Source organism: Microcoleus sp. Pol12A5, assembly GCF_036701435.1.
Classification (GTDB): domain Bacteria; phylum Cyanobacteriota; class Cyanobacteriia; order Cyanobacteriales; family Microcoleaceae; genus Microcoleus.
In genome coordinates, this window is record NZ_JAUBQU010000099.1 from 1 (window position 1) to 23,575 (window position 23,575).

A 23,575-nucleotide genomic window follows, 5' to 3' on the forward strand; every position below is an offset into this window, starting at 1 on the left:
GCTGCACAGGCTGTTGCTGAGGGAATCCGCAGCCGCGTCAAAGCCTTAGCAATTCCCCACATTAAGTCTGTTGTCAGTGATTCTGTGACTCTCAGCTTGGGAGTTGCGGCAGTTTCGCAAAGTCAAAATTCCCCGAAAATGTTGATTGAAGCTGCGGATAAGGCACTGTATCGAGCTAAGTCTGGCGGGCGCGATCGAGTGGCTATTAGTGATTAGTTGTTACTTGCTACTTGTTATTTGTTGGTTAGTAGTTATTGGTTGCCCATAACTCATAACCAACAAATAACCAATAACTAAAGTAAAGTGATATCGCTAAGTGCGATCGCACTAGCTTGCACCCCTACCAACAGCACCAAACGTTCCCCACTTGCTTTACTGATTAAAGTGCCTTCTGGAATTTGACTTATTGCCAAATTTCCAATAGTTCCGCCTTTATATTGTAGCACATCCAGCCCTTTCGTGAAATCAGAAATAACATCAAACCCGCCGTTACTTTCTAACACAAACGTGTCATTTCCTAGACCTCCAATTAGACTATCCTCCCCCAAACCGGAGATTAAAATATCATCGCCCAAACCGCCAGTGAGAGTGTCACTACCCGCCCCGCCAAAGATAGTATCATTTCCCTCGCAGCCATCCAACAAATCGCTACTTTGATTCCCGCTTAAGAAATCATTGCCAGCACCTCCGCAGATAGTATCGCTGCCCGAATTGCCATAGAGAAGATCATTGCCTTTGCCACCGAACACAATATCATTACCTTTACCGCCAAATGCAGAATCATTACCTTTACCGCCGTCGATAAAATCAGCACCTTCATTGCCAAAAATTAAGTCGTTTTCTTCCTTGCCATTTATGGAATCATTGCCACGATTGCCGAAAATGAGATCTTCACCTTCGCCACCAAAAATGATGTCATTATTCTTTCCTCCAAAAAGGATATCATCTCCCTTGTTCCCGTCAATAAAATCATAGCCTCGGTTCCCGTAAAGGATATCGTTTCCTTCACCACCATAGAGGTTATCGTCGCCTAAACCCCCATCGAAAAGGTTCTGATTTGGACTGCCGTAAAAAGCATCATTTCCCGCACTGCCAAACTGAATTTCACCGCTACCATTGCTGTTGATAATATTGTCAACTTGATTGGGTTGGTTGAAATTGGGCTGCGGAATAGTATCGCAAATGCAATCGCTTTCAGTGGGCGTTGGCGTCGGCGTTCCGGTTGGGGTCGGCGTCGGAGTAGGCGTTCCCGTCGGAGTAGGTGTTCCCGTTGGAGTCGGAGTCGGAGTTCCCGTTGGAGTCGGTGTTGGAGTGGGAGTGGGAGTTGGTGTTCCCGTTGGAGTCGGTGTTTGAGTGGGAGTGGGAGTTGGTGTTCCCGTTGGAGTCGGTGTTTGAGTGGGAGTCGGAGTCGGAGTTTCCGTTGGAGTCGGAGTCGGAGTTTCCGTTGGAGTCGGAGTTTCCGTTGGAGTCGGAGTCGGAGTTTCCGTTGGAGTCGGAGTTTCCGCTGGAGTCGGAGTCGGAGTGGGAGTTGGTGTTCCCGTTGGAGTCGGTGTTGGAGTTGGAGTGGGAGTTGGTGTTCCCGTTGGAGTCGGTGTTTGAGTGGGAGTCGGAGTCGGAGTTGGTGTTCCCGTTGGAGTCGGAGTTGGTGTTCCCGTTGGAGTCGGAGTTGGTGTTCCCGTTGGAGTCGGTGTTGGAGTGGGAGTCGGAGTCGGAGTTGGTGTTTCCGTTGGAGTCGGAGTTGGTGTTCCCGTTGGAGTCGGAGTCGGAGTTTCCGTTGGAGTCGGAGTTGGTGTTTCCGTTGGAGTCGGAGTTGGTGTTTCCGTTGGAGTTGGAGTCGGAGTTGGTGTTCCCGTTGGAGTCGGAGTTGGTGTTCCCGTTGGAGTCGGAGTTGGAGTCGGAGTTTCCGTTGGCGTGGGAGTTGGTGTTCCCGTTGGAGTCGGAGTTTCCGTTGGCGTGGGAGTCGGTGTTGGCGTGGGTGTTGGCGTGGGTGTGGGAGTCGGTGTTGGCGTGGGTGTGGGAGTCGGAGTCGGAGTTGGCGCGGTAATATTAACGCTGAAAGTTCCTAAAATCGTAGGATTTACAGGATTCCCAGCAGTATCTTTAACTTGATTACCTTGCAGATTAATACTGTAAGTTGGATTATTATCTGCAATATCCCAACTTCCCCCAGGCGGAGTAAATGAATAAGTAGCTGTCCGCGTCAAGCCATTAGTATTAGTATCAACACTGACAAAGTTGACAGGAATACCACCGCCCGACCAATTGATTAAAAAGTCAGAACTGTCTAGAGTTGTAACATCGATCGCACTATTATCGTTAAAAGTAACAGTAAAACCTTGACTGGTTCCCCCCGCCACCGTAATATCAGCAATAGTCGTCGGATTGACAGTTGGCGCAATGCCATCAATTACTATTGCCTTATTTTGACCCAAGGAATTAGCTGCACCCGGATTCGGCAAAGTCAAGACAGCATCACCATTAGCAGCATTCTTAATTGTACCGCCGTTGAGAGATAAGGCAGTTGCGGAGGTATAGTCTAAGTCGAGACTGCTATTGCCGGCTGTGACTGTGTAATTAAATGTCAGAGTATTGCTGCCGCTGCCGCTGGCATAATTAATCACAGTACCTGCACCGCCTGTGGCTAAGGTAAGCTGTGGCGTACCCGTAACAGTAACTGGTTGACTGAATGTGAGGGTAATGGGAATTGTTGCACCGATGCCGTAGCTTCCATCTGCCTGATCTGATGTGATATTAGTAATAGCAGGTAATGGACTAACTGTAATGCTGGCTGTTTCGCTGGCTGTACTAAAAGGACTAGAAACGCCATTAGTTTCTAAGTCCCCTGTCACATCTGCCGTGCCGCCGTTAGTGCCAGTAATTCTATCCCAAGCATTGAAAGTAATGCCGTTAGTAACTGTTCCGGTGTAGTTAGTATTGGGAACGAATCGGAGGCGAGTTGTCGCGTCTGCTGCTAACAACAGTGCAGTTGTAGCCGTAGGAACAGTAGTAATATTATTCCAAGTTGTGCCGTCTGTCGTATACTGCCAACTGCCGTTTGTCGTATCTAAATTTGTGAGGGCGATGCCTCTGGGACGCGGGGAAATAGCGTCGTTGGGGTCGGTGATGCTGCTGCCGATAATAGCAGATATTAATGTGCCAGTATTGTTGGTTTCGTTGACATTAATTGCTGTTAAATTAGGCGTGCCCGAGTTGTCTAAGACTGGGGAATCGTTGACGAGGACGTTAACAGTTGATGTGCTGGTACTGTAACCGTCGCTTGCTGTGTACGAGAAGGTGTCGAGGCCGTTGAAAGTGGGGTTAGGAGTGTAGACAATGCTGCGTTTGGGGTCGATCGCGATCGCATTGACTGTACCATTCGCATTGGGGTTGAAAGTAGCATCTGCTGTACCGTCGCTGCTGTTCAACCGGGCAATATAATTGCGCGGCTGCCCGCCGATATTGGTGAATAAGCCCCCTACTACTGGGTTGTTATTAGCATCGATCGCGATCGCCCGGACAAAATCATTAGCATTAGGGTTAAAATTAGCATCTGCTGTACCGTTGCTGTTGTTCAAGCGGGCAATATAGTTGCGTGGCTGCCCGCCGATATTGGTGAAATCGCCCCCTACTACTGTGCTGTTAGTTCCAAGAGCGATCGCCCAGACATTACTATTGGCAGTGGGGTTAAAAGTAGCATCTACAGTGCCGTTGTTGTTATTCAACCGGGCAATATAGTTGCGCGGCTGCCCGCCGATATTGGTGAATTGTCCCCCTAATACTGTGCTGTTAGCATCAAGCGCGATCGCATAGACACTATTATCGGCAGTGGGGTTAAAAGTAGGATCTGCTGTACTGTTGCTGCTGTTCAACCGGGCAATTCTGTTACGGGGCTGCCCGCCGATATTGGTGAAATCGCCCCCTACTATCGGGTTGTTGTTAGCATCGATCGCGATCGCCCTTACTGCAGCATCCGCATTCGGGTTAAAAGTGGCATCTGCCGTGCCGTCGCTGCTGTTCAACCGGGCAATTCTGTTAGGGGGCTGCCCGCCGATATTGTTAAAAAATCCTCCTACTACTGGGTTGCCGTTCGCATCAAGTGCGATCGCCCGGACAAAGTTATCCGCATTAGGGTTGAAAGTAGGATCTGCCGTGCCGTCGCTGCCGTATAACCGGGCAATATAATTGCGCGGCTGCCCGCCGATATTGGTGAAATCTCCTCCTGCATAAATCCAGTCGTCAACAGTAACAGTGCCACCTGTTGGTTGAGTAACACTCTGCACTCTCAGTGCCTTTGTGCCGCCTGTATCGTTTGCCAGAACTTTAATTTTAATGTTAGGAGTGCCGACAGTTGCGATCGCATTGTCTGGAGTAGCAACAGGCAAGTCATTAACAGCTATTCTGCCCAAGCGAAATGTAGCGCTTCCCTGGTCAGTATTGTCGCCAAAAAATAGGAAACTCGGCAATCTGTAAGGATTGAAAGTTAAAGGAGGCTGACTTTGTCCTGGGTTAAACTGGATTTGACGCAGTGACCCTGTGAGGATTGCAGTTGGGGAATTATTAGCAAAAAGTTGGTAATTAGTGCCTTGTACTTTTAAGACATAATTGTTATTTGCAGAAGTATTAAAGTTGGCATTTTCAGGCCCAATAGTTGTCGGCTCAGTAAAAGTATCTGACTGAGCAAAGATTCTGCCATTTTTAAAACCCAATTCTAAACCATTCAAGCCGTCGCTGCTAATAGCTGTGACGCTGAAACCCGCGCGGTTGGGGTTGCTAGTTTCTGTCGGAATCGCTGCATTAAAAGATATCGTATAACCAGCCGTGCGGTCTAGAGTGGTGGCGGTGAAAGGCGGCAATATCGCTGCAGTCTGACCCGGAAGCAGCGAGGTTGGATTGTAATTGGTGTAACCCGCGTAGCCAGAACTGCTATTGCCAGGGTAGATGGTGGCAGTATTGATGCCCGTTGTGTTTGGCGTAAACGCACCCGTAGCCAGAGAAGCCGTAGAACCGGGAAGAAAAGGGGGCGTGGGAAGTGGTGTACCGGGCGGGGCTATTTGTCCGTAAGCAAGGGCGGTGCCGTTGGGCGTGCCTATGCCGGGGGGCGTTCCGCCTGGAAGGTTGGTAATCGCGTCGTAGAGGGTAAGATTGGGCATGATGTATCTAAAGGTAGATGATTTTGCTGAGTTTTATAATGTGAAAGCCTAGCAAATTTACTGATGAGTGTCATCGTTTTTCTACCTGCTGTCAAAAAAATTACGCAATCTTTAACTGGTGCGTAATTCTCGTACCACAAAAAAACGATCGCCCTAACTGGCATAAAGTTAGTGCGATCGCGGTACTATGAATCAGCTATTTATCTATCAGACTCGGCGCGGAATATTTACGCATTTCCACGGAGTTTTTTACAAAACTTTACCGTGAGTAGCGTACAAATATCCAGAAACCACGTTTATCTACCTGAGAGCTCTTTTTTTATTGAACCGCAGAGAACGCAGAGGCGCAGAGGAAGAGAAGAGAGGCAGGAAGGAGTTCACAACTAATGAGGAATTCCTATAGCAATTTCCTACCTATTTAGCTAACAGTTTTTGAAACACCTCATACATATCCTCAGCCAACTTTTTAGGATTCCACAAAGGTGCGAGATGTTCTGGCTGCTTAGATTTTATTAAATGCTCTTTCACCGCATTTCGGAAACCAGCATCGCGGCCAAACTTAACTCCCCACTGCGTATATTCCTCCCAAGTCCACGCTGCACCAACATCAAGATTTGCACTTTTCAGAAAAGCGTAACCCATGCGCGAAAGATATTGGTCGCCAGAGCGAGTTACCACTGGCAAATTCGCCCACAAAGCCTCTAAATTGTGAGTCCCGCCATTGTAAGGATAGGAATCTAAAAGCACGTCGGCTACATAATAAATAGCGCGGTGTTCTTCTTCACTTCTGGTTTGCCCTATAAACTTAATTCGACCAAAATCTACTCCCTGAATTTCGCATTCTTCGCGGTAAGTGCTGTGAATAATATCGGGGTCGCCTTGACCTTTGCGGATTAACACACTATTGGGTACTTCCTTAAGAATTGTAACTTGAGCTCGTACCATTTCGGGATTGGTTTTTCGCCCTGGCGCCACGCACAGATAAGTCATTTGATCCAAGCCAATTCCGAGAGCGTTTCTAATCGCCTCGCGATTGACAGGAATGCTTTGCAGTGCGCCAATTGCTACCGAACCAACAGGCAATCTTACTAACTGTTCTAAGTAATTTTTTTCCACACCAGGGGGATGAGTGTGTTCGTCGCAGAGAAAGTAGTGATTCTCTGAAATGTAGGGCGCGTCAAATCCTAGCCAAGAAACGCAAATCCCCGCAGGATATTGATACAGCACTTCGACATTTGTTGGGACTGTCATCGAGTCTAAGTCTATCAAAACATCCAAGTTGTCTTGCGCTACTTCCGCGAAAATTTCACCGCCATCAGCAAAGCCGTTTGGATATTTTTTAGGCCAGTAAAACTTGCCCGCCATGTCTTCAAACCGCTGCGTAACTTCATCTCGGTTGAGTTTCCCGGTGACGTAAAGGTGAACGTGGGGGGTGATGTGGCTTAATTCGCGAATTAAAGCTTCACTGCACCAGCCTACTGAGTGGCGGCGGAAGTGTTTGGAAAGAAAGCCGATTTTTAAAGGACGCTGTTCTTTTGTTTGGTAATTGGCTAGGTTGCTTCTGTTAACTTGCTGGCGCTTGGGGACGGCTTTTTGATAGTATTCTTTGGCAATGAGTCTGTAGAAACTGGCATTTTTTTCGCGGTTGTCTCGCAGGTGAGAAACTGCAAACAAGAAGATTTCGTAGAGCAGTTTTAGTTCGATTACGCTAAAGCTTTCGACCTTTTCGTAGCAGAGTTTTTCGATTTCTTCGAGTTTCTGAATCGCCTGTTTGCTTACACCTGATTGCAGGTAGGAAAAGACATATGCTGTAGCTGACATGATTGGGGCATTTTCGCCGCAGTTTTCGCAGTATTTGTCGGCTATGCTACGGGCTCCGGCGAGGTTGGTGGAATGACTTAGCAAGTCGCACAATTGTTGGTAGGCTTCGCTAAATTTGGGGTTGCATTGGATCGCTTTTTCAAAATTGGCGATCGCCTCCAACGGCTTATCTTGTTTTTGAATGTGCCCCATCCGGCAGTAAACCTCTGCCCAATTCGGTTTTAATGCCAAAGCTTGCTGATAGCTGGCTACAGCTTCTTCGAGGCGCCCCTGCATGGAATAACAACTGCCGAGGTTAGCGTGAACTTCCGGCCAGTCGGGCTTGATTTGCAGGGTATTGCGGTAATTAGTAATTGCTTCGTCGTACTTGTTTTGCTGCAAAAAAGAATTGGCTATATTGAAGTGCAAAACTTCTAATTGCGGCTTTAAAGCTACAGCTTTCTGATAATAAGCGATGGCGGCGTCGAGATTGCCTTGTTGCGATCGCGCGCTGCCGATGTTACCGTAAGCTTCTGCCCAATCTGGTTTAATGGCGATCGCTTTTTCGTAGCTTTCGATGGCTTCCTCGCGCTTTCCTTGGCTGAAAAGTCGATTACCTAAGTTAAAGTGGAAGTCTGCACCGACTAGCTGCGGGTTGAGTTCGGATGTTCTTTTAAAACAGGCGATCGCTGCTTCGATGTTGCCGTGTTTCTGATATACTTTCCCTAAATTCCAGTGAGCTCCCGCTAAATTTGGACTGAGGGCAATCGCTTGCTGGTAATGGGCGATCGCTTCTTCCAAACGCCCCATTTTGAAATACATACTGCCGATATTGGCGCGCACTTCTGCAAAATTTGGCTGCAATTCTAGGGCTTGAGAATACGATCTAATCGCAGCTTCATTTTTGCCTTCTGCTTGCAAAGCATTGCCTAAAGTGACGTAAGCGTGGATGAAATCTGGTCGGATTTTTATCGCTTGCTGGCACGCTGCGATCGCCTCTTTAATTTTACCTTGAACTAAAAACTGTTCTGCCAGTTTTTTGTAGGGTTCTACTTCTTGAAAGTTGGCAACTTGTCCGCTATCTGGAACATTTAGCGAGGTAACTTGTTCAGAAAGTTCGGCGGGGTTGGTAAACGGAGTATTTAAAGTTTCAGTGGTGGGAGCTGGCGGCAAATTGATGCTCGAAGGCTGCAATCCGTAGCCTTCATCTTTGTTGACAGATACTGGTTGCTGTTCGCCTGATTCTGTTTCTAGTTCGATAAAGTTGCTGTCAGTAGTTGGCCGCTCTTTTTGTGCGATTAAACTCGATAGTTTCTCAGCAGCGCTGGCATCTCCCGGTTGCTGTTGCAACACTTTTTCATAGCAAGTAATTGCTGCATCTAACTTTCCTTGCTCCTGAAAAACGCTGCCCAGCATCATATTGACCGAACACAATTGAGGATTAATTACCAGAGCTTTCTGGTAATAATTGGCAGCCTGTTCCAATTGCCCTAACTTGTAATACATACTGCCGATATTCGCGCTGGCTTCAGCAAATTCCGGCTGAAGTTCTAAAGCTTGCAAGTAAGCTTCAATTGCCATTTCCAGCTTGCCTTGACTCTGCAAAGCATTGCCTATTGTTAAGTAAGCAGGAGCAAAATTGGGTTGAAATTTAAGAGCGACATGGCAAGAGGCGATCGCCTTTTCAAATTCTCCTTGCAAAACATAAACTTCCGCCAACTTTTTATGAACTTCTGCATCTTTTGGATTAAACTCTAAAGCTTTCTGATAGTTCTCGATTGCGCCACCGAGATCGCCTCGATCTTTCAGCCAATTTCCCTTTTGAAAATAATCTCTCACTGCCTCTAAACCTACTAAAGAATTCCGGCTCATTTGCTCTGCCACTCTTACAGTTTTTACACTAATAATATTCAACCATTTTAACCACTATCGGGATCGCACAGACCAAGTAGACCCTCGATTTATATATTCTACCTGCTGTCTCAGGTGATTTTCAGCAGTTGCGCCACCCGCACCCGTGTCCTCATTTAAAACTCCAACTACGGCCTCTAAAAACCGCCTTGTATATCCCTCCCAATCTGGTTAGCCCGCCCGCTTCCAATTAGTTATCGATGCAAAATTTTCCACCCCTGACAGGGAAACTAGACGGGCAAATCCAGCAGTTGTTTCCGGCATAGCTGCCAATTCACTCGTCACAATCCGGCAACCGCTGGCCATTGGCTCCATCACGGCAATAGATGAGGTTTCTAAATAGGTATTCAGGTAAGCTAAAACGGCAACTGCGTTCAGTTGCCGGACGAGTTCGGGGGGGTACGGAACCGATGTACTCGACGCCTTCTGTTGCCTGACACGGGCGGTAAAGTTGACCTACAAAAAGCTTGTTATCATTGTCGTCTATTTGGTTTACTTTTATGCTTGAAACTACTTTTAATCTGGTTCCGGGGACAGCTTAACGAATTTCGGGAAAGACTTTTAACAAAATATCGAGTCCCCGAAATGGAGTGCTGGTGCAAGCTAGAATTGGCGGTCGATATTTATGAGTGAGGATAGAAAGACGATCTGCGAAAATGTTAGCAAAACAAGATGCGATCGCATTTCTTAAAACACAACAGCGATTGGAGTCAATCCCAAAGGGTCGATGAAATTGCTCGCGCTGCCAGTCGCTGACAAATACAAAAGCATCGCAAGCATTGATTTCTCGCTGATTATGGAACTATTGGAGAAATACAAAGCCCGATTCGTTATGAATTCACAAAATTAACTTAATGTGATGCCCCAAAAGCGGCTTAACTTTCAGCGCTTTGCCGACTATATTGACTATAACTAAAAAATCGAGCGATCGCAGCAATTCTAAATTAGATTTGTCCTCCACCCTGCGCCTCCAATCAACGCCGCGCCACATCCCCGACTCGGAAGTATTGTTGAGTAAAAATACCTCGTTTCCCTGTGCAGCCAAGGCCTCAGCTAAGTAACAAATAGCTGACTGAGTGCCCCCCAAAGGTTCGCGGTAAGGAGTTTCAATGTTGTAATGCCAAGTATAAGTATCGAGAAATCGGATTTTCATTAAATGGTACAATCTTAAAACTATTGAGGAGTACCGAACATGACCACAGAACAAGATCCCGTAAAATTGATGAAACAGCAAGTCGGCTTTGCTGCTGCCGATCGCGTACAATCTGGTATGATTGTCGGACTCGGCACCGGGTCAACTACAGCTTATACTATTCAAGCATTGGGCGATCGCATAAAATCCGGTCAACTCAAAGATATCAAGGGAGTACCGACATCTTTTCAATCAGAAGTGTTAGCCAAACAGTACGGAGTCCCGCTGACAACACTAGATGAAATCGACAGAATTGATGTTGCTATTGACGGCGCTGATGAAGTAGATCCTCACCTCAACTTAATTAAAGGTGGTGGTGCGGCCCACACCCGCGAAAAAGTAGTCGATTACCTCGCAACTCAGTTTATTGTAGTAGTGGACAGTTCCAAAATCGTAGATAAATTGGGTTCGACTTTTCGCGTGCCCATCGAAGTTATACCGATGGCATTAACACCAGTGATGCGCGCCATTGAAAAATTGGGTGGCAAACCAGAACTCCGCATGGGTGTGAAAAAAGCAGGCCCGGTAATTACCGATCAAGGTAATATGGTAATCGATGTCCAATTTGATGACATTGCCAACCCCGGCGAAATGGAAAAAAGCTTGAATAACATTCCCGGTGTGTTAGAAAATGGTTTGTTTGTAGACTGTACAGATTTGGTTTTAGTCGGCGAAATCCAAGACGGAAAACCAGTAGTACGCGAAATTTCTAAATAGTCAAAACTGGCCGGCGGCTGGTCAGAAACTCTTTGTGGAACAGGCATCTTGCCTGTTCATGAGAAGGCTGTAAGATAGGAGTTACCACCCGCAAAAATACAAAAAACTTGTTTTTTTACCCTATAGCAACAGCCAAGACTATTAAGAAGTTCTTAATCATTGAAACCCTTGCAATTGTTACATCTTCCTTCTTCCTTCTTCCTCCTTATGCTATAGCTTTGACTTTAATTATGATGATGCAATATCGCAGATTCGGTCGCACAGAATTATCCATGCCCGTCTTTTCCTGCGGTGGCATGAGATATCAGTACAAATGGCAAGACGTGCCAGCCAATGAAATTCCACCAGACAATCAAAAAAATCTAGAAGCAACGATTAGCTACTCGGTTGAATGCGGCATCAATCATATAGAAACTGCTCGCGGTTACGGCACTTCCGAGATGCAACTGGGGCGAATTTTGCCGAACTTTCCCCGCGAAAAATTGATAGTGCAAACGAAAGTTAACCCCAAACCAAACTCCCAAGAGTTTCGCGAAGAATTTGATAAATCCTTAGCTTATTTGCAACTAGAATACGTCGATTTACTGTCGCTACACGGCATTAATACCTGGGAATTGCTAGAGGAGTCTATGCGTCCGGGCGGCTGCATGGATGTGGCGAAAAAGTTGCAAACAGAAGGCAAGGTTCGGTTTATTGGTTTTTCAACCCACGGCCCGACGGATGTGATTGTCAAAACAATAGAAACTAATCAATTTGATTATCTTAACTTGCACTGGTACTACATCAATCAAATTAATTGGCCGGCTATTGAAGCTGCTAAACGTCACGATATGGGCGTTTTTATTATCAGTCCTTCCGATAAAGGCGGTCAACTTTACAGCCCGCCGCAAAAATTGGTAGATTTGTGCTATCCGTTGAGTCCGATGGTGTTTAACGATTTGTTTTGTTTGTCGCATCCGCAAGTACACACTTTGAGTTTGGGCGCAGCCAAACCTGAAGATTTTAACGAACATCTGAAAGCTGTAGAATTGTTAGATAGAGCCGATGAAATTTTGCCTCCGATATTAGAAAAATTAGAAAAAGCAGCAATTGATAAATTAGGAGAAGATTGGTTTAAAACTTGGCACGTAGGTTTACCAACTATCGAAAATACTCCCGGAGGCATTAATATTTATGTGATTCTGTGGCTGTGGAATTTGGCGCAGGCTTACGATACGATCGACTATTGCAAGATGCGCTACAACCTTTTAGGTAATGGGGGCCACTGGTTCCCCGGCAAAAAAGCCGATCGCCTCGATGAATTAGACTTGCGCCGCCCTCTCGCCCACAGTCCCCACGCTGCTAAAATTCCCGGTATTCTTCAAGCAGCCGATCGGCTTTTTGGAGGTCAAGCCATCCAGCGCTTGTCCCAAGAATAATCTAAAAAAAACCCGGTTTCGAGACAGAAACCGGGTTGGTGAACCGGAGCACGTGAGTTAGTTACGCGCACACAATTAGCCTATACTTGAGAAACTCTCACAACCATCGCCCATCCGTCTCATCCATTCGGGCGATACAACTTTTTTTCTCAACTCACTCCCATTTTGCTTTAATCTGATATAAAACAGTTAATAATTCACTCAGGTACTTTTTATGACTCTTAAACGCCGAGATTTCTTGTATTTAGTGACAGCCACCGTCGGAGCTATTACCGCAGGTGCTTGCCAAGCGTCAGGAAATAATGTATCGCAAGCAAGTCCAGTTGCAGAAAGCCCAAAAATAGCCCAAACCCCCGGGCCTTTTACGCTGCCACCTCTGCCCTACGAATACAATGCTTTAGAACCGCACATCGATGCGCGGACAATGCAATTTCACCACGACAAACACCACGCCGCCTACGTTAAAAACCTCAACGATGCTGTCAGCAAATACCCGCAACTCAAAAATATGAGTGCTGAAAATATGCTGCGAGATTTGAGCAAAGTGCCGGAAGATATTCGCACAACCGTGCGTAACAATGGTGGCGGACACCTAAATCACAGTATGTTTTGGGAAATCATGGGTCCCAACGGCGGCGGCGAACCCACAGGGGCAATTGCAACAGCAATTAAGCAAACTTTCGGCAGTGTTGACGATTTTAAAACAAAATTTAACGATGCCGGCGCCAAGCGTTTTGGCAGCGGTTGGGTTTGGCTAGTCCGCAATAAAGCTGGCAAACTTGAGATTACAACTACGGCAAATCAAGACACGCCTTTGATAGATGGCAACTATCCAATTATGGGTAACGATGTTTGGGAACACGCTTATTATCTCAAATACCAAAATTTGCGCGCCGACTACTTAAAAGCTTGGTGGAATGTTGTTAATTGGGCGGAAATTAACAAGCGCTACGAAAAGGCTAGCGCTTAGTTCAAAAAAGCTTGTTGTTGCGATCGAGCGCAAACAGCTCAACAACCAACTCTGTTTTAAGTAGGTAGGCGCTGTAAAACGCAATTAAGTAAGTCAACGATTGTAAAATATCCTGAGCATTAAGCGTGGCTGACTGAGCAATGTTTACATACTGTTAGATGGTTAAGTTTAATGCCACCTACCTACTTATTTTCTGATTCTCCTGTCAAACTCGGGCTGCCCTCAATGTACAACCCACCATCTACCTTTAACACGCTACCCGCGATGTAGCTAGCTGCATCAGATGCCAGGAAAACTGCTGCTTTGCCTAAGTCTTCCGGGAAGCCCATCCGACCGAGAGGCATTTGGTTGCTGAACGACTCAAGCAATTCATCGCTGTACCAGCGTCGCTCGCCCGGAGTATCAGTCCACCCAGGCTCTAGGATGTTGACCCGAATTTTGTGCCACATCAGTTCATTAGCCATAGAAAGAACGAGGTGATGACAGGCTGCTTTGGTGGTGTTGTAGTCAATCGCACCCTTATAGGGAAAATGGGCGTGCGGGGATGAGATATGGATAATCGAGCCTTTGGCCTTCCTTTCCACCATACGGCGGGCGACTATTTGACATACGTGAAACACACCGTACACCCCTATTTCTAGTGTCCGCTGCAAATCCTCAAATTTAGTTTCTAGCAAGGTGTTTCGGACGCTAGCGATCGCATTTGTTACTAGAATATCGATTTGACCGAGTTCTTGCTCGCACGTATCGACCATCCTTTCCACTTGGTCGCGCTGTGAGACATCTGCTTGAATCGCGATAGCGCGACGGCCGAGTGAGTGAATCTGGTTGATTACTTCGAGTGCAGATGTTGGAGAATCGCAATAGTTGACACAAATATCTGCACCCGATTTGGCTAATTCAAGGGCGATGCCAGCACCAATTCCTTTCGAGCTACCTGTGACAAGTGCAATCTTATTGGCAAGCATAGTTAGTATTGAAAAACGGCTGTAGCTAGCGCACGGGACGCTCGAACTGCTGTACAACTTTCCGCAAGTAAACGCAGTGCCGCGCCCCCTGAGTCGTCGGCGTTGTGAATGCTTCTACTGACTCAACTTTACCGCCCAAATGCTCGATCGCCCTTTGCAACTCGGTTTCTTCCTCCACCGTCCAATTCCCTCGGTAAAGTACAGCCAAACCGCCATTTTTAAGGAATGGCAGCGCGTATTTAGCACAAATAGAAGCTGCTCCAACTGCTCTAAGAAGTGCTAGATCGTAAGCTTGTTTGTGATGCGGCTGTCGGGCAATTTCATCAGATCTACCCAACAAAGTCGCCGCATTTTCTATCCCTAAAGACGGCACGACTGTTTCCAAAAAAGCAATTTTTTTGCGCGTAGAATCGAGCAGCGTAACTGATAAATGCGGCAGGGCGATCGCGATCGGCAACCCCGGAAAACCTCCACCAGTCCCAATGTCGATCGCTTTCTGCACGGACTCGGCAGCCAATTCGGGATTTTCCGCCGAATTTTGATTAGGTGGCAGCAGTCTGGCAATTCCCCGCAGAGAATCCCACAAATGTTTTTCCCAAAACTCCATCGGCTCAGTAATTCGAGTTAAATTCAAGGAGCGATTTCCCTCGACAATTAACTCATAAAGTCGCTGAAATTGTTGTTGCTGCGACTCATCCGGCTGCCAATTCAGTGTTTTTTGCCACAACTCGTTCATCTGGGGCAACACAGGCATTTTAATCTCATTTATCATCTAGTTCGATTCTCACTTGTTTCTTGCTGTCCGCGTAGGCGGACTTCGTTTGTACAAACGCGAATTCTATTCGCCGGGAAACCTTTTGCAACGCCAGAAAAATCAAACGCAACTCGTTTCCTTAGCTTCTAACTTAGCCCGATCGACCTCCTGCAAATCCCCGTGGTCTAAAGTCCAAAATCGGTCGGCAACGCTCAACAAATCGCTAGCATCGTGAGTTACAATCAACAAAGTCCAGTGACTTTTCAACTTACTCAACAAGCTGACTAACTGCCGCCGCATCGACCAATCCAAACCCGCCGTCGGTTCGTCCAAGAGTAGCAAATGCGGCTGCCGAATTAGCTGCACCGCCAGGGCTACCCTCCGCTGTTGTCCGCCGCTCAAAGCGTGGGGAGAAGCGCGCAGTGGCAAATGTCCTAGCCCCACTTCTGCCATTGCTGAGTTAATTTGTTCTTGTCCCAATTCAGGATGACCCAACCGTAATTCTTCTAAAATTGTGCCGCCGCAAAAATGCCTTTCAGGAAACTGGAATACTAACCCTCCTAACTGTTGCAAGTGTTCCGGTGTTAATTCTTGTTCCCGCCAACGGATGTCGCCGCTAGTTTTTTCGGCTAAACCTGCTAATATTTCTAAGAGCGTACTTTTGCCTGAACCGCTGCGACCCACAATCAGCCCCATTTGCTGCGAGGGAAGTTCTAAGTTAATATTTTTCAGAATAGCATTCGGACAGGCGGTAGGATGATATACTAAGTTTTTTAGATAAAGCATTAACGCAATTGGTGATTGGGGAGAAGGAAGGCACTACACGAATTTTGACACGAATTTTGACAAGGATACACGGATTAATTATCCAGCCTCAGCGATTTGTTTCTAGCTTGGGCCGATCGCACACTATTATTTTACATAAATCTTTACAAAGATTTCCTGTTTTTTCACGATTGACGTTTAATTTTTCTGTTTTTTCATGGTATATTTTAATAATGGGAATCTGTCCTTTAATATATTACAATCCACACTACGATTATTAAAATATACCTCAACAACCACAAAAAATCAAGCAAATTTCACTCTTTTTTTGGTGTCGGCCCGAAAGTCTAAAAATTTAACTTTCTTGTTTCTAGTTTACAGTATATTCCATTGAGAGAATTGACGATGACGAAAACCCCTTTAGCATCGCTTGGCAAGCAAATGTTAAGTTCTAAACAGACAGTGCGGGCGATCGCCAGTGCAGGAGCCATCGCCCTCAGCATCTGCATTAACTCGGCATTAGCAGGCGATCCCTTTCGCAGCAGCAACCCGCAGGCGATCGGGCCCAACACCGAAACCGCTTTCAAAACCATGTTTCAGCAAGGAAACTACAAACAAGCAAAAACTCAAATTCAACAAGCACTATCAGCCGAACCAAACGAGCCGCTAGCCTATGCAATGGCAGCTTCCCTCTCATACATCGAGCAGGACTTAAACTCGATGAATTCCTACGCACAAAAAACCCGCGAAGTCGGCGAAAAACTGACTAAAACTAATCCATTGCGCGGCAATATTTACACAGCAACAGGTCACTTTCTAGAAGGGGCGAACATTATAGCCAAAGAAGGAACAGCCAAAGGTGCACCCCAAGCTTTGAGTAAATTGCGAGTAGTATTTCAATACCTAGATGCCGCCGATAAAATAGCGCCCAACGATCCAGAACTCAACCTGCTCAAAGGCTACATGGACTTAATTCTAGCCACCAACCTGCCCTTTTCCAACCCCAACGAAGCCATTCAAAGACTAGAACAAAAAGCCTCTCCTCGCTACTTAGCTTATCGCGGCATGGCCGTCGGCTATCGAGACTTGAAAAAGTACGATCGGGCTTTAGAATTTGCCAACAAATCCCTAGCAGAAACGCCAAACAATCCCGAAGTTCTCTATCTAAAAGCACAAATTTTGTTTTCCCAATCCCAGGGAAAAGACGGTAACAAAACCTTACTTGAGGAAGCCCGAAAAAACTTCGACGCAGCCTTAGCAAAACCCGACCAACTGCCGCGCAGTTTAGTAGCAGAAATCTTCTTTCAGCAGTGCAGAACCCGTAACCGTCTCGACAGCAAATCTCGTGCCTGCGACCCGATGCGCGATAAAATTAGAGATGCAGATGGAGTCTGGGGGCCCGCGGCCTTACCACCACTATAAAAAGAGTCAGAGGGAAAGTCAGAAGTGAGGAGTCAGGAGAAAAATTCTCCCGCTTTTCCTCTCTCCCGCTTTTCCTCTGTCCTGCAATCCCATTCCTGCAATTCCATTCCCTTTCTTTGATAAAATTGATGCAAGTAGAGTTTCGCGAGTTTAACCCCTTTGACCTCTGGATTTGGCTGAAGTTCAGCAACGTGCCTTCAAACGGTGAAAAACAGTATGTTGAAGAAGTGTTTGACTCTTGGTTTTTCTTGGGAAAACTGGGAGGATTTAATGCGGAAAATTTGCAAGTTCAAGATGAAGGCTTAGATATCAGTCAGATGAATTACGATGTTAATCTAGCCGACCAAAGCATGATGGCTTTGATGCACAATATGGGAGAAATGGAGTATCAAGGTTCTTGGGCTCGCTGCTGGTTTGATTTGGGCACTAGCGATGCAATTGGCCTTGATGTTTTGATTAATGTTTTCCAGCAACTCAGCAAAGAATTCGTAACCATTGAAAAACTCATTATTGGCGGGGAAAATACAGACTGGCCCGTTGACAACACTCGCCGTCGAGAGGCTTTTGCTGCTGATAATTAACCCTTGACACGACAGACATTACACGGATAAACGGATAATGAGTGATGATTGCTGAGTAATATAAAACTTACGCACGGGTAGTAATGAACCGGGTTTTTTGCATCATACTTCGTTACAGCCCGCATCAACGGCAAAAAACCTGCTGGTTGGGCGAAGTCGGAACCCGGTTTCTTTTGTTTTGGTTTTGATGCGTCAGGACTGATGACTGATAACTAATTTATGCAAAAAGGTACAATTCGCGTAATTGTTTTAGGATTAATTCGATCGGGCGATCGCATTTTCGTGTCTGAATGCGAAGATCCGGTCAAACAAGACACATTTTACCGAGCTCTGGGCGGTGGCATAGAATTCGGAGAACCCAGCATCGACGCTTTGCAAAGAGAGTTTCAAGAAGAAATTAAAGCCGATTTAACAAATATCAAATATTTGGCTTGTTTGGAAAATTTTTTTATTTTTAATGGTCAGGCCGGACACGAACTAATACAACTCTATCAGTGCGAATTTGTCGATCCCAAATTTTATCAATTGGAGAGTCTAGCTTTTGCAGACGGAGATTGGGTATTTACCGCACTTTGGATGCCAATCGAGCGCTTTCGATCGGGCGAATTGCGCCTAGTTCCCGAACAATTTATTGACTACTGCGAAAGCTAATAACTCAACCAATACCAAAAAACAAATACCTGAGATGGGGGAATTAAATCTAAAATATTTGCCCTAGGGGCGTGTTTCACCTGAAATATTTGCGATAACTAACAGGATGAATAAACCCGCCCCTTCCTTCCGCCCCCCGCATTACCCGGAGCTACCTTACACTAGGCAGAGTCCGCAACAGCTCATAGAGCAAAGAGTTAATAAAACCGAGGGCTATAGCACCCAGCAAAGCACTCCAAATTCCCCACCGCAAGCGAAATCCTTCGACTAGCCAAGCCGCTAATCCAAAGATAATCGCGTTGATAACAATTATCCACAAACCAAAAGTTACCAACACCAATGGAAAACCCAAAACCACAAAAAGCGGCCGCACTAAAGCATTCAGCAATCCAAAAACCGCCGCCGAAATCATCGCTTTTCCAAAAGTGTCAATGTCCACCCCAATGGGCAACTTGGAAATGATAAAAAAGCTCACCGAAGTTACCAGCCAAGCAATTGCCAGCGAAATGATATCCATGTGTTCATCTCCTTAAAAAAGCTAAACATTAAATCGGAACAACAGCACATCCCCCTCTTGTACAATATACTCTTTTCCTTCACTGCGAACTAACCCTTTTTCCTTAGCGGCATTCATCGCGCCCGTAGCAACCAAATCTTCATAACTCACAGTTTCGGCCCGGATGAAACCCCGTTCAAAATCAGAGTGAATAACCCCCGCAGCTTGCGGTGCTAACATTCCCGCGATAATCGTCCAAGCGCGAGTTTCTTTCGGCCCGCTAGTAAAATAAGTCCGCAAACCCAATAATTCGTAAGTAGCTCGAATCAGAGATTTCAAGCCCCCTTCTTTTACTCCGAGAGATTCTAGGAAATCCGTTCGTTCTTCCTCGGATAACTCCACCAATTCTGACTCAACTTGCGCCGAAACTATGACAACCTTAGCATTTTCTTTAGCTGCTACTTCCCGCACTTGTTCGACATAGCTATTTCCTGTTGCTAAATCGTCCTCAGACACGTTAGCAGCATAGATAATTGGTTTGTTGGTCAGTAATTCCAAACCTTTAACTAATTCAGCTTCTTCATCTGTGAAATTGTACTGCCGCGCCGGTTTCCCCGCATTCAAAACCACGACTAATTTTTCGAGCACATCCACTTCTGCCTGAGCTTCCTTGTTGTTGCGGGCGAGCTTGCGAGTGCGATCGAGCCGGCGTTCAATTTGAGCTAAGTCTGCTAGAATTAATTCGAGATTGATAATGTCAATATCTCGGATCGGATCGACAGAACCCGCAACGTGAATGATATCGTCATTTTCAAAACAGCGGACAACGTGGACGATCGCATCTACAGCCCGAATGTGAGACAAAAACTGATTTCCCAGTCCTTCCCCCTGACTCGCCCCCTTCACCAAACCCGCAATATCCACAAACTCCATCCGCGTCGGCACAGTTTGGGCGGAATTGGAAATATTGCTCAGCACCTTCAACCGTTCGTCTGGCACTGCCACGATACCCGTATTTGGCTCGATGGTACAGAAAGGAAAATTAGCAGCAGTCGCCTTGGCATTAGCAACCAGAGCATTAAACAAAGTAGATTTGCCAACATTAGGCAGTCCGACAATTCCGGCAGTAAGCATAGCTATTTAGAAACATATCACTGTTTCAAAATATCATAAGCAATAGCAATATATCTGACTTGTGCCTTCTAACTTCTAAAGCTAAGCTTGAATAAATATCTAACTTGAGGTAGATGGCTCAATGGTTAACAAGTGGTTAAGCAAAGTAACGATAGCTGCGGGGCTGTCGCTGCCCCTGTTAGCGCTGACAGCAGCTAGCGTTTTCGCTGAGGTGGTCAAAATTTCGGTGATTAACAACAGCGGCAAGACGATGACAGCCGTTTATATGTCTCCTCCCGATAAGGATACTTGGGGAGAAAACGAGCTAGAGGTCCCGATTGCCGATCGGAAGAAGGCAGATTTTGAGTGGAATCAAGCTGACTACGGCGGCTCGGATGCGGGGTGTATTTTCGATGTCAGGGCCGAATACTCTGACGGCAAATCCACTGATTTGGAGGCTGTTGACCTTTGTAAAGAGACTGCGCTTAACTTCAATTAATTGATAATTTAGCCAAAAACCGAGTTTTTTAAAGTCTGATATTCAACAAAAAGATGGGGGACTTTGGAGAAACCCGGTTTTTGCGATCGACCTTACAAACAATCTTAAATTTCGCGATCGACTAAAACATAATTTAAACAGGTTCAGGAATTGTCTGAGGAATTGGCCCCGGCACTGTTTGAGGAATCGGAGAGGGTACTGTTTCCGGCACCGGTTCGGGAATTGGCTGCGGAATTGGTCCAGGTACCGGCTCCGGTACTGGACCGGGAATCGGTTCGGGAACGGGGCCCGGCACTGGTGGCGATGCGGGTATAGTCGGCAGCCCCGGTTCGGTACTGGGAATCTGCGGGCCGGGAAATGGAGTAGGGTTGGGAAAAATCACGGCAATTCTATTAATAACTCGATACAATCATGCTAGATAAAAAAACAAAAATACGACATCTATCTAAATAGTGAAAATTTATTAGAATTGATATTTTGCACCATTTTTGATCGGCTTTTTGGAGTAGACGAAAGCAACCGGGTTGATCTGTATTTTATTTTTTATGCTGACCGAAAGCAATTTGGTCACAGCCCCCCGGTACAGGCTGTGAACCCTTGAAAAAAGCGTAGCGTACTCATCACGTGCGATCGCTGCTGCCCGTGGGAGCAATTCTAAAATCTAAAATCTAAAATCGCGGAATCGATCGCCCTCCGAAAAGCCTTGCCCGCCTTTGGTTTGGCACGACACCTACCCAAAAGTACAGGTTATGTCCTGTACTTACGGCCAGTTGGGAGCTGACCTTTTGCCTAATTTAAGACTGAACTAAAAGCTAGGAAGTTTTTGGGGATTGCTCTCTTAGAATCAAACCACGACCAGCCCCAAAATTTAGTTGAAATTCAACAACTAAAATTAAGCTTTATGACACAAAGTGATGAATTATATCAAAAGCTGTTAGAGCTTGATGAAGATAGTCTCAAGGCGCAGCTTGGAATCAGAGTTCAAGAAATAGCGAGAGATCCAACAGCGCGATCTGCTTCTTTAGAAAGTCTTGATGAGGCTCTAAGTGCGACTCCGAGAGGTGGAAGTCCCGATCGTGCTGATGTCAACTTTGGCGATCGCTATTTCAAGCAGCTAAACGTCAAAACTCATAACTTAATGTGTGGGGAACTGTTTGACGATCAAGAACTAAAAGCTAAACTTCTGGCAAGCTTTAAAGAAAATTCTGATAAAGGAGTCGCACTTTTAGCGCCGATTTTAGCGAGTCAATTCAATATAGCTTTGTCCCTCGCTGTAATTGCTGCTACGTTGATTGTCAAAACACTTTGTTCAGCCACTTCTACAATTGCTTCGGCTACTTCAGAGACAATCTGTGGAGTTTGGAAAGAAAAGTTAGGTGATGAAAAGGATACGCCAGACAGCGAGGGACTGCCAGTGGCAAATAGCCTTGCATAGAAGTTGGTGCATTTGAGGGCGATCGCTTTGCCCTTGGAGTTGAGACAAGAAAGCAAATTTATTAATTTTTAAGGGTGCATGAACATGAACCAAGATAGTCTTTTAGTAACCACGCCTACATACATTGAACCGTGCGATCGCATCAATCAAATAGATAATGACCCAGCTCAACGGCGAGCATTGGAAGAAGTAGGCGCTCGCGGTACAGTGACACTTCTGGACGCTCCAGGTTGTTCGACGGCTGTAGTTCGCCTGCTCGACAAGCAGCTCATCGAAGAGATGAACAAAATAGAGCCAAATTGCCTTGTAAGTTTCGCGGATATCAACGTAGATATGGGTGAAGGTGTTCATCCTTTTCTTCAGTTTCCTGCACAAAAAGCTCTCGCTCGTGCTATTAGCGATCGGGGTGAAAAACTGATTGTAAACTCAGCGTATCGAACCATTGCTCAACAACTATTTCTCTACAACTGCTATCAAGCAGGACTGTGTGGAATTACCGCTGCTGCACCTCCAGGTCAAAGCCAGGGTAAGAGCATCTTAATCAGGCTTGACACAAGCATTTGAGAATCTGCATCATATAGTCATCATTCATTGCCGCTCGTTTCTTTTTTTGTCGCACACTACGTCGGAGAGTCGTTTCTTGATTGATGGCATTAAGTGCCATTCGTCTTAGAAGAGCCAAGTTCTGAGGGCTGTTTAACGACCGAATGCGGCATTGGTCTTCATTAAAAGTGACATCTAAAGTTCAATGAACTTGGTTTTCAATACCCCAATGTTGACGAATTACACGACCATTAAGCTGAGCATCCACTGGTAAAGAACTTAGGTAAAACTGTACCTCTTGAGTCGTTTTGTTCCCCAGATGACGGACTCGTTCTACAAAAACAATCGTCTGAATATCTGTCCATTGTTCTTGTTTATAAAGCCCTCCTAATGCCGCCACAGACACCGCCCAAACTTTTCTAATTTCGACGCGATGATGTCCCTTTTCCGTTCGAGAATCCTGACTAAATTCAATTCCCTCAAACTCTTGAGCTTTCGCCATCTCAAACCAGGTTTTAACTTGATTGTAAAGAGTTGGATGATTACTTTTTAAAGTGACTACATAATCGGCTTTTTTCTGACGAATCAACCGAACAATCTCGGTTTGTGTCCCCATCGCATCAATCGTAATAATGGCTCCGGTGATGTCAATTAATTCCAATAATGCCGGGATCGCTGTGATTTCATTTGAATGCTCTTCAACTTTGACTTGTCCCAAGACTAACCGATGTTCACTCGCCCACGCCGTCACTAAATGTAAGTTTTTTACCCCTTTTTGTCGGTCCTAAGATCCTCTCAGACTTTTTCCATCAATCGGGATCACTTCTTGGCTAATTGAACCGATTAATTGGTTGAGCCATGTTCGCAATTTTTGCTCTAACATTTTGGGGTCTAACTTTTCAAAGACCCGACGGAATGTATCATCACTCGGGATGCCATTGGGTAATTTTAAAAACTTTTGTAACCAGGTAAGCTTACTGATTCCATAATTTTCCATGTCTTCCCACCCATCCGCTCCGGCTATAACCGCTAAAAGGGCAATGACGAGAATATCTTTGAGTAAATGTTGTTTGGTTCGCTCCACTATGCAGGTCTGGTACGTCATCAAAATAATCCTCTTCTGTCACTCTAGGCAGAGTATAATAGGACAAAATCTCTCAAACCTGAGCTGGGTCTATGGTTAAGCCTCG

The 23,575-nt window shown here is 45.9% G+C and carries 19 protein-coding genes and 1 pseudogene; 10 read left to right on the plus strand and 10 right to left on the minus strand.

The genetic code is table 11. The annotated features are described in order from the left end of the window. Nucleotides 1-216 (plus strand): diguanylate cyclase domain-containing protein (locus QUA45_RS21590; RefSeq protein ID WP_333222072.1); only part of this gene is annotated, 216 nt, incomplete at its 5' end. Nucleotides 217-293: 77 nt separating this feature from the next. Here the strand turns inward: QUA45_RS21590 and QUA45_RS21595 are convergent. The 3 genes from QUA45_RS21595 to QUA45_RS21605 form a co-directional block, all read right to left on the minus strand. Beyond that, nucleotides 294-5,150 (minus strand): choice-of-anchor Y domain-containing protein, encoded by a 4,857-nt coding sequence (locus QUA45_RS21595; RefSeq protein WP_333222073.1) that lies wholly within the window; start codon nucleotides 5,148-5,150, stop codon nucleotides 294-296. Between the two features lie 414 nt (nucleotides 5,151-5,564). Continuing rightward, complete coding sequence (locus tag QUA45_RS21600; RefSeq protein ID WP_333094423.1) at nucleotides 5,565-8,822, minus strand: tetratricopeptide repeat protein; 3,258 nt, start codon at nucleotides 8,820-8,822, stop codon at nucleotides 5,565-5,567. Between the two features lie 877 nt (nucleotides 8,823-9,699). Next, a complete protein-coding gene (locus tag QUA45_RS21605; protein ID WP_333222074.1) occupies nucleotides 9,700-10,014 on the minus strand; it encodes a hypothetical protein in 315 nt (104 codons plus the stop codon). 39 nt (nucleotides 10,015-10,053) lie between these two features. Between QUA45_RS21605 and rpiA the strand changes: the two genes are divergently transcribed. The 3 genes from rpiA (at nucleotide 10,054) to QUA45_RS21620 (ending at nucleotide 13,158) form a co-directional block, all read left to right on the plus strand. Further along, nucleotides 10,054-10,770: a ribose-5-phosphate isomerase RpiA gene (gene rpiA, locus QUA45_RS21610; protein WP_333094426.1), complete on the plus strand. Its 717-nt coding sequence runs from the start codon at nucleotides 10,054-10,056 to the stop codon at nucleotides 10,768-10,770. 233 nt (nucleotides 10,771-11,003) lie between these two features. After that, nucleotides 11,004-12,188: an aldo/keto reductase gene (locus tag QUA45_RS21615; RefSeq protein WP_445305338.1), complete on the plus strand. Its 1,185-nt coding sequence runs from the start codon at nucleotides 11,004-11,006 to the stop codon at nucleotides 12,186-12,188. Nucleotides 12,189-12,402: 214 nt separating this feature from the next. After that, the gene (locus QUA45_RS21620; protein WP_333094427.1) at nucleotides 12,403-13,158 is read left to right on the plus strand and encodes a Fe-Mn family superoxide dismutase; all 756 of its coding nucleotides are present in this window, start codon (nucleotides 12,403-12,405) and stop codon (nucleotides 13,156-13,158) included. 182 nt (nucleotides 13,159-13,340) lie between these two features. Here the strand turns inward: QUA45_RS21620 and QUA45_RS21625 are convergent, their stop codons facing one another. The 3 genes from QUA45_RS21625 to QUA45_RS21635 all read right to left on the minus strand — a co-directional run bounded on the left by QUA45_RS21625 (nucleotide 13,341) and on the right by QUA45_RS21635 (nucleotide 15,666). Continuing rightward, complete coding sequence (locus tag QUA45_RS21625) at nucleotides 13,341-14,126, minus strand: SDR family oxidoreductase (protein WP_333222075.1); 786 nt, start codon at nucleotides 14,124-14,126, stop codon at nucleotides 13,341-13,343. Between the two features lie 25 nt (nucleotides 14,127-14,151). Next, nucleotides 14,152-14,880: a 16S rRNA (guanine(527)-N(7))-methyltransferase RsmG gene (gene rsmG / locus QUA45_RS21630; protein ID WP_333222076.1), complete on the minus strand. Its 729-nt coding sequence runs from the start codon at nucleotides 14,878-14,880 to the stop codon at nucleotides 14,152-14,154. Nucleotides 14,881-15,000: 120 nt separating this feature from the next. Further along, nucleotides 15,001-15,666 carry an energy-coupling factor ABC transporter ATP-binding protein gene (locus tag QUA45_RS21635; RefSeq protein WP_333046972.1) on the minus strand — a complete coding sequence of 222 codons (666 nt, stop codon included), beginning with the start codon at nucleotides 15,664-15,666 and terminating at the stop codon, nucleotides 15,001-15,003. A gap of 384 nt (nucleotides 15,667-16,050) precedes the next feature. On the opposite strand from QUA45_RS21635, the gene QUA45_RS21640 reads away from it, so the two are divergent. The 3 genes from QUA45_RS21640 (at nucleotide 16,051) to QUA45_RS21650 (ending at nucleotide 18,299) form a co-directional block, all read left to right on the plus strand. Then, on the plus strand, nucleotides 16,051-17,067 hold the full coding sequence (locus QUA45_RS21640; protein WP_333222077.1) for a Sll0314/Alr1548 family TPR repeat-containing protein: 1,017 nt from the start codon (nucleotides 16,051-16,053) through the stop codon (nucleotides 17,065-17,067). A gap of 128 nt (nucleotides 17,068-17,195) precedes the next feature. Then, the gene (locus QUA45_RS21645) at nucleotides 17,196-17,648 is read left to right on the plus strand and encodes a DUF3531 family protein (RefSeq protein WP_190737061.1); all 453 of its coding nucleotides are present in this window, start codon (nucleotides 17,196-17,198) and stop codon (nucleotides 17,646-17,648) included. A 219-nt stretch (nucleotides 17,649-17,867) separates the two neighbouring features. Further along, a complete protein-coding gene (locus QUA45_RS21650; RefSeq protein ID WP_333222078.1) occupies nucleotides 17,868-18,299 on the plus strand; it encodes an NUDIX hydrolase in 432 nt (143 codons plus the stop codon). 151 nt (nucleotides 18,300-18,450) lie between these two features. Here QUA45_RS21650 and QUA45_RS21655 read toward each other — a convergent pair whose 3' ends face one another. Together QUA45_RS21655 and ychF are read right to left on the minus strand one after the other, a co-directional pair. Next, complete coding sequence (locus tag QUA45_RS21655; protein ID WP_333094432.1) at nucleotides 18,451-18,816, minus strand: phage holin family protein; 366 nt, start codon at nucleotides 18,814-18,816, stop codon at nucleotides 18,451-18,453. A 21-nt stretch (nucleotides 18,817-18,837) separates the two neighbouring features. Then, the gene (gene ychF, locus QUA45_RS21660; RefSeq protein ID WP_333094433.1) at nucleotides 18,838-19,929 is read right to left on the minus strand and encodes a redox-regulated ATPase YchF; all 1,092 of its coding nucleotides are present in this window, start codon (nucleotides 19,927-19,929) and stop codon (nucleotides 18,838-18,840) included. A 121-nt stretch (nucleotides 19,930-20,050) separates the two neighbouring features. On the opposite strand from ychF, the gene QUA45_RS21665 reads away from it, so the two are divergent. After that, complete coding sequence (locus QUA45_RS21665; protein WP_333222079.1) at nucleotides 20,051-20,407, plus strand: hypothetical protein; 357 nt, start codon at nucleotides 20,051-20,053, stop codon at nucleotides 20,405-20,407. Nucleotides 20,408-20,540: 133 nt separating this feature from the next. Here the strand turns inward: QUA45_RS21665 and QUA45_RS21670 are convergent, their stop codons facing one another. Next, nucleotides 20,541-20,789: a gamma-aminobutyric acid A receptor, epsilon-like protein gene (locus tag QUA45_RS21670; protein WP_333222080.1), complete on the minus strand. Its 249-nt coding sequence runs from the start codon at nucleotides 20,787-20,789 to the stop codon at nucleotides 20,541-20,543. A 519-nt stretch (nucleotides 20,790-21,308) separates the two neighbouring features. Between QUA45_RS21670 and QUA45_RS21675 the strand changes: the two genes are divergently transcribed. Both QUA45_RS21675 and QUA45_RS21680 read left to right on the plus strand, forming a co-directional pair. Continuing rightward, nucleotides 21,309-21,842: a hypothetical protein gene (locus tag QUA45_RS21675; RefSeq protein WP_333222081.1), complete on the plus strand. Its 534-nt coding sequence runs from the start codon at nucleotides 21,309-21,311 to the stop codon at nucleotides 21,840-21,842. Nucleotides 21,843-21,926: 84 nt separating this feature from the next. Continuing rightward, on the plus strand, nucleotides 21,927-22,406 hold the full coding sequence (locus QUA45_RS21680; protein WP_333222082.1) for a M15 family metallopeptidase: 480 nt from the start codon (nucleotides 21,927-21,929) through the stop codon (nucleotides 22,404-22,406). On the opposite strand, the pseudogene QUA45_RS21685 reads toward QUA45_RS21680, so the two are convergent. After that, nucleotides 22,384-23,469, minus strand: a pseudogene (locus QUA45_RS21685) (ISAs1 family transposase); the annotation flags it as partial. The gene QUA45_RS21680 and the pseudogene QUA45_RS21685 sit on opposite strands and share 23 nt — an antisense overlap. Nucleotides 23,470-23,575 lie beyond the last annotated feature (106 nt).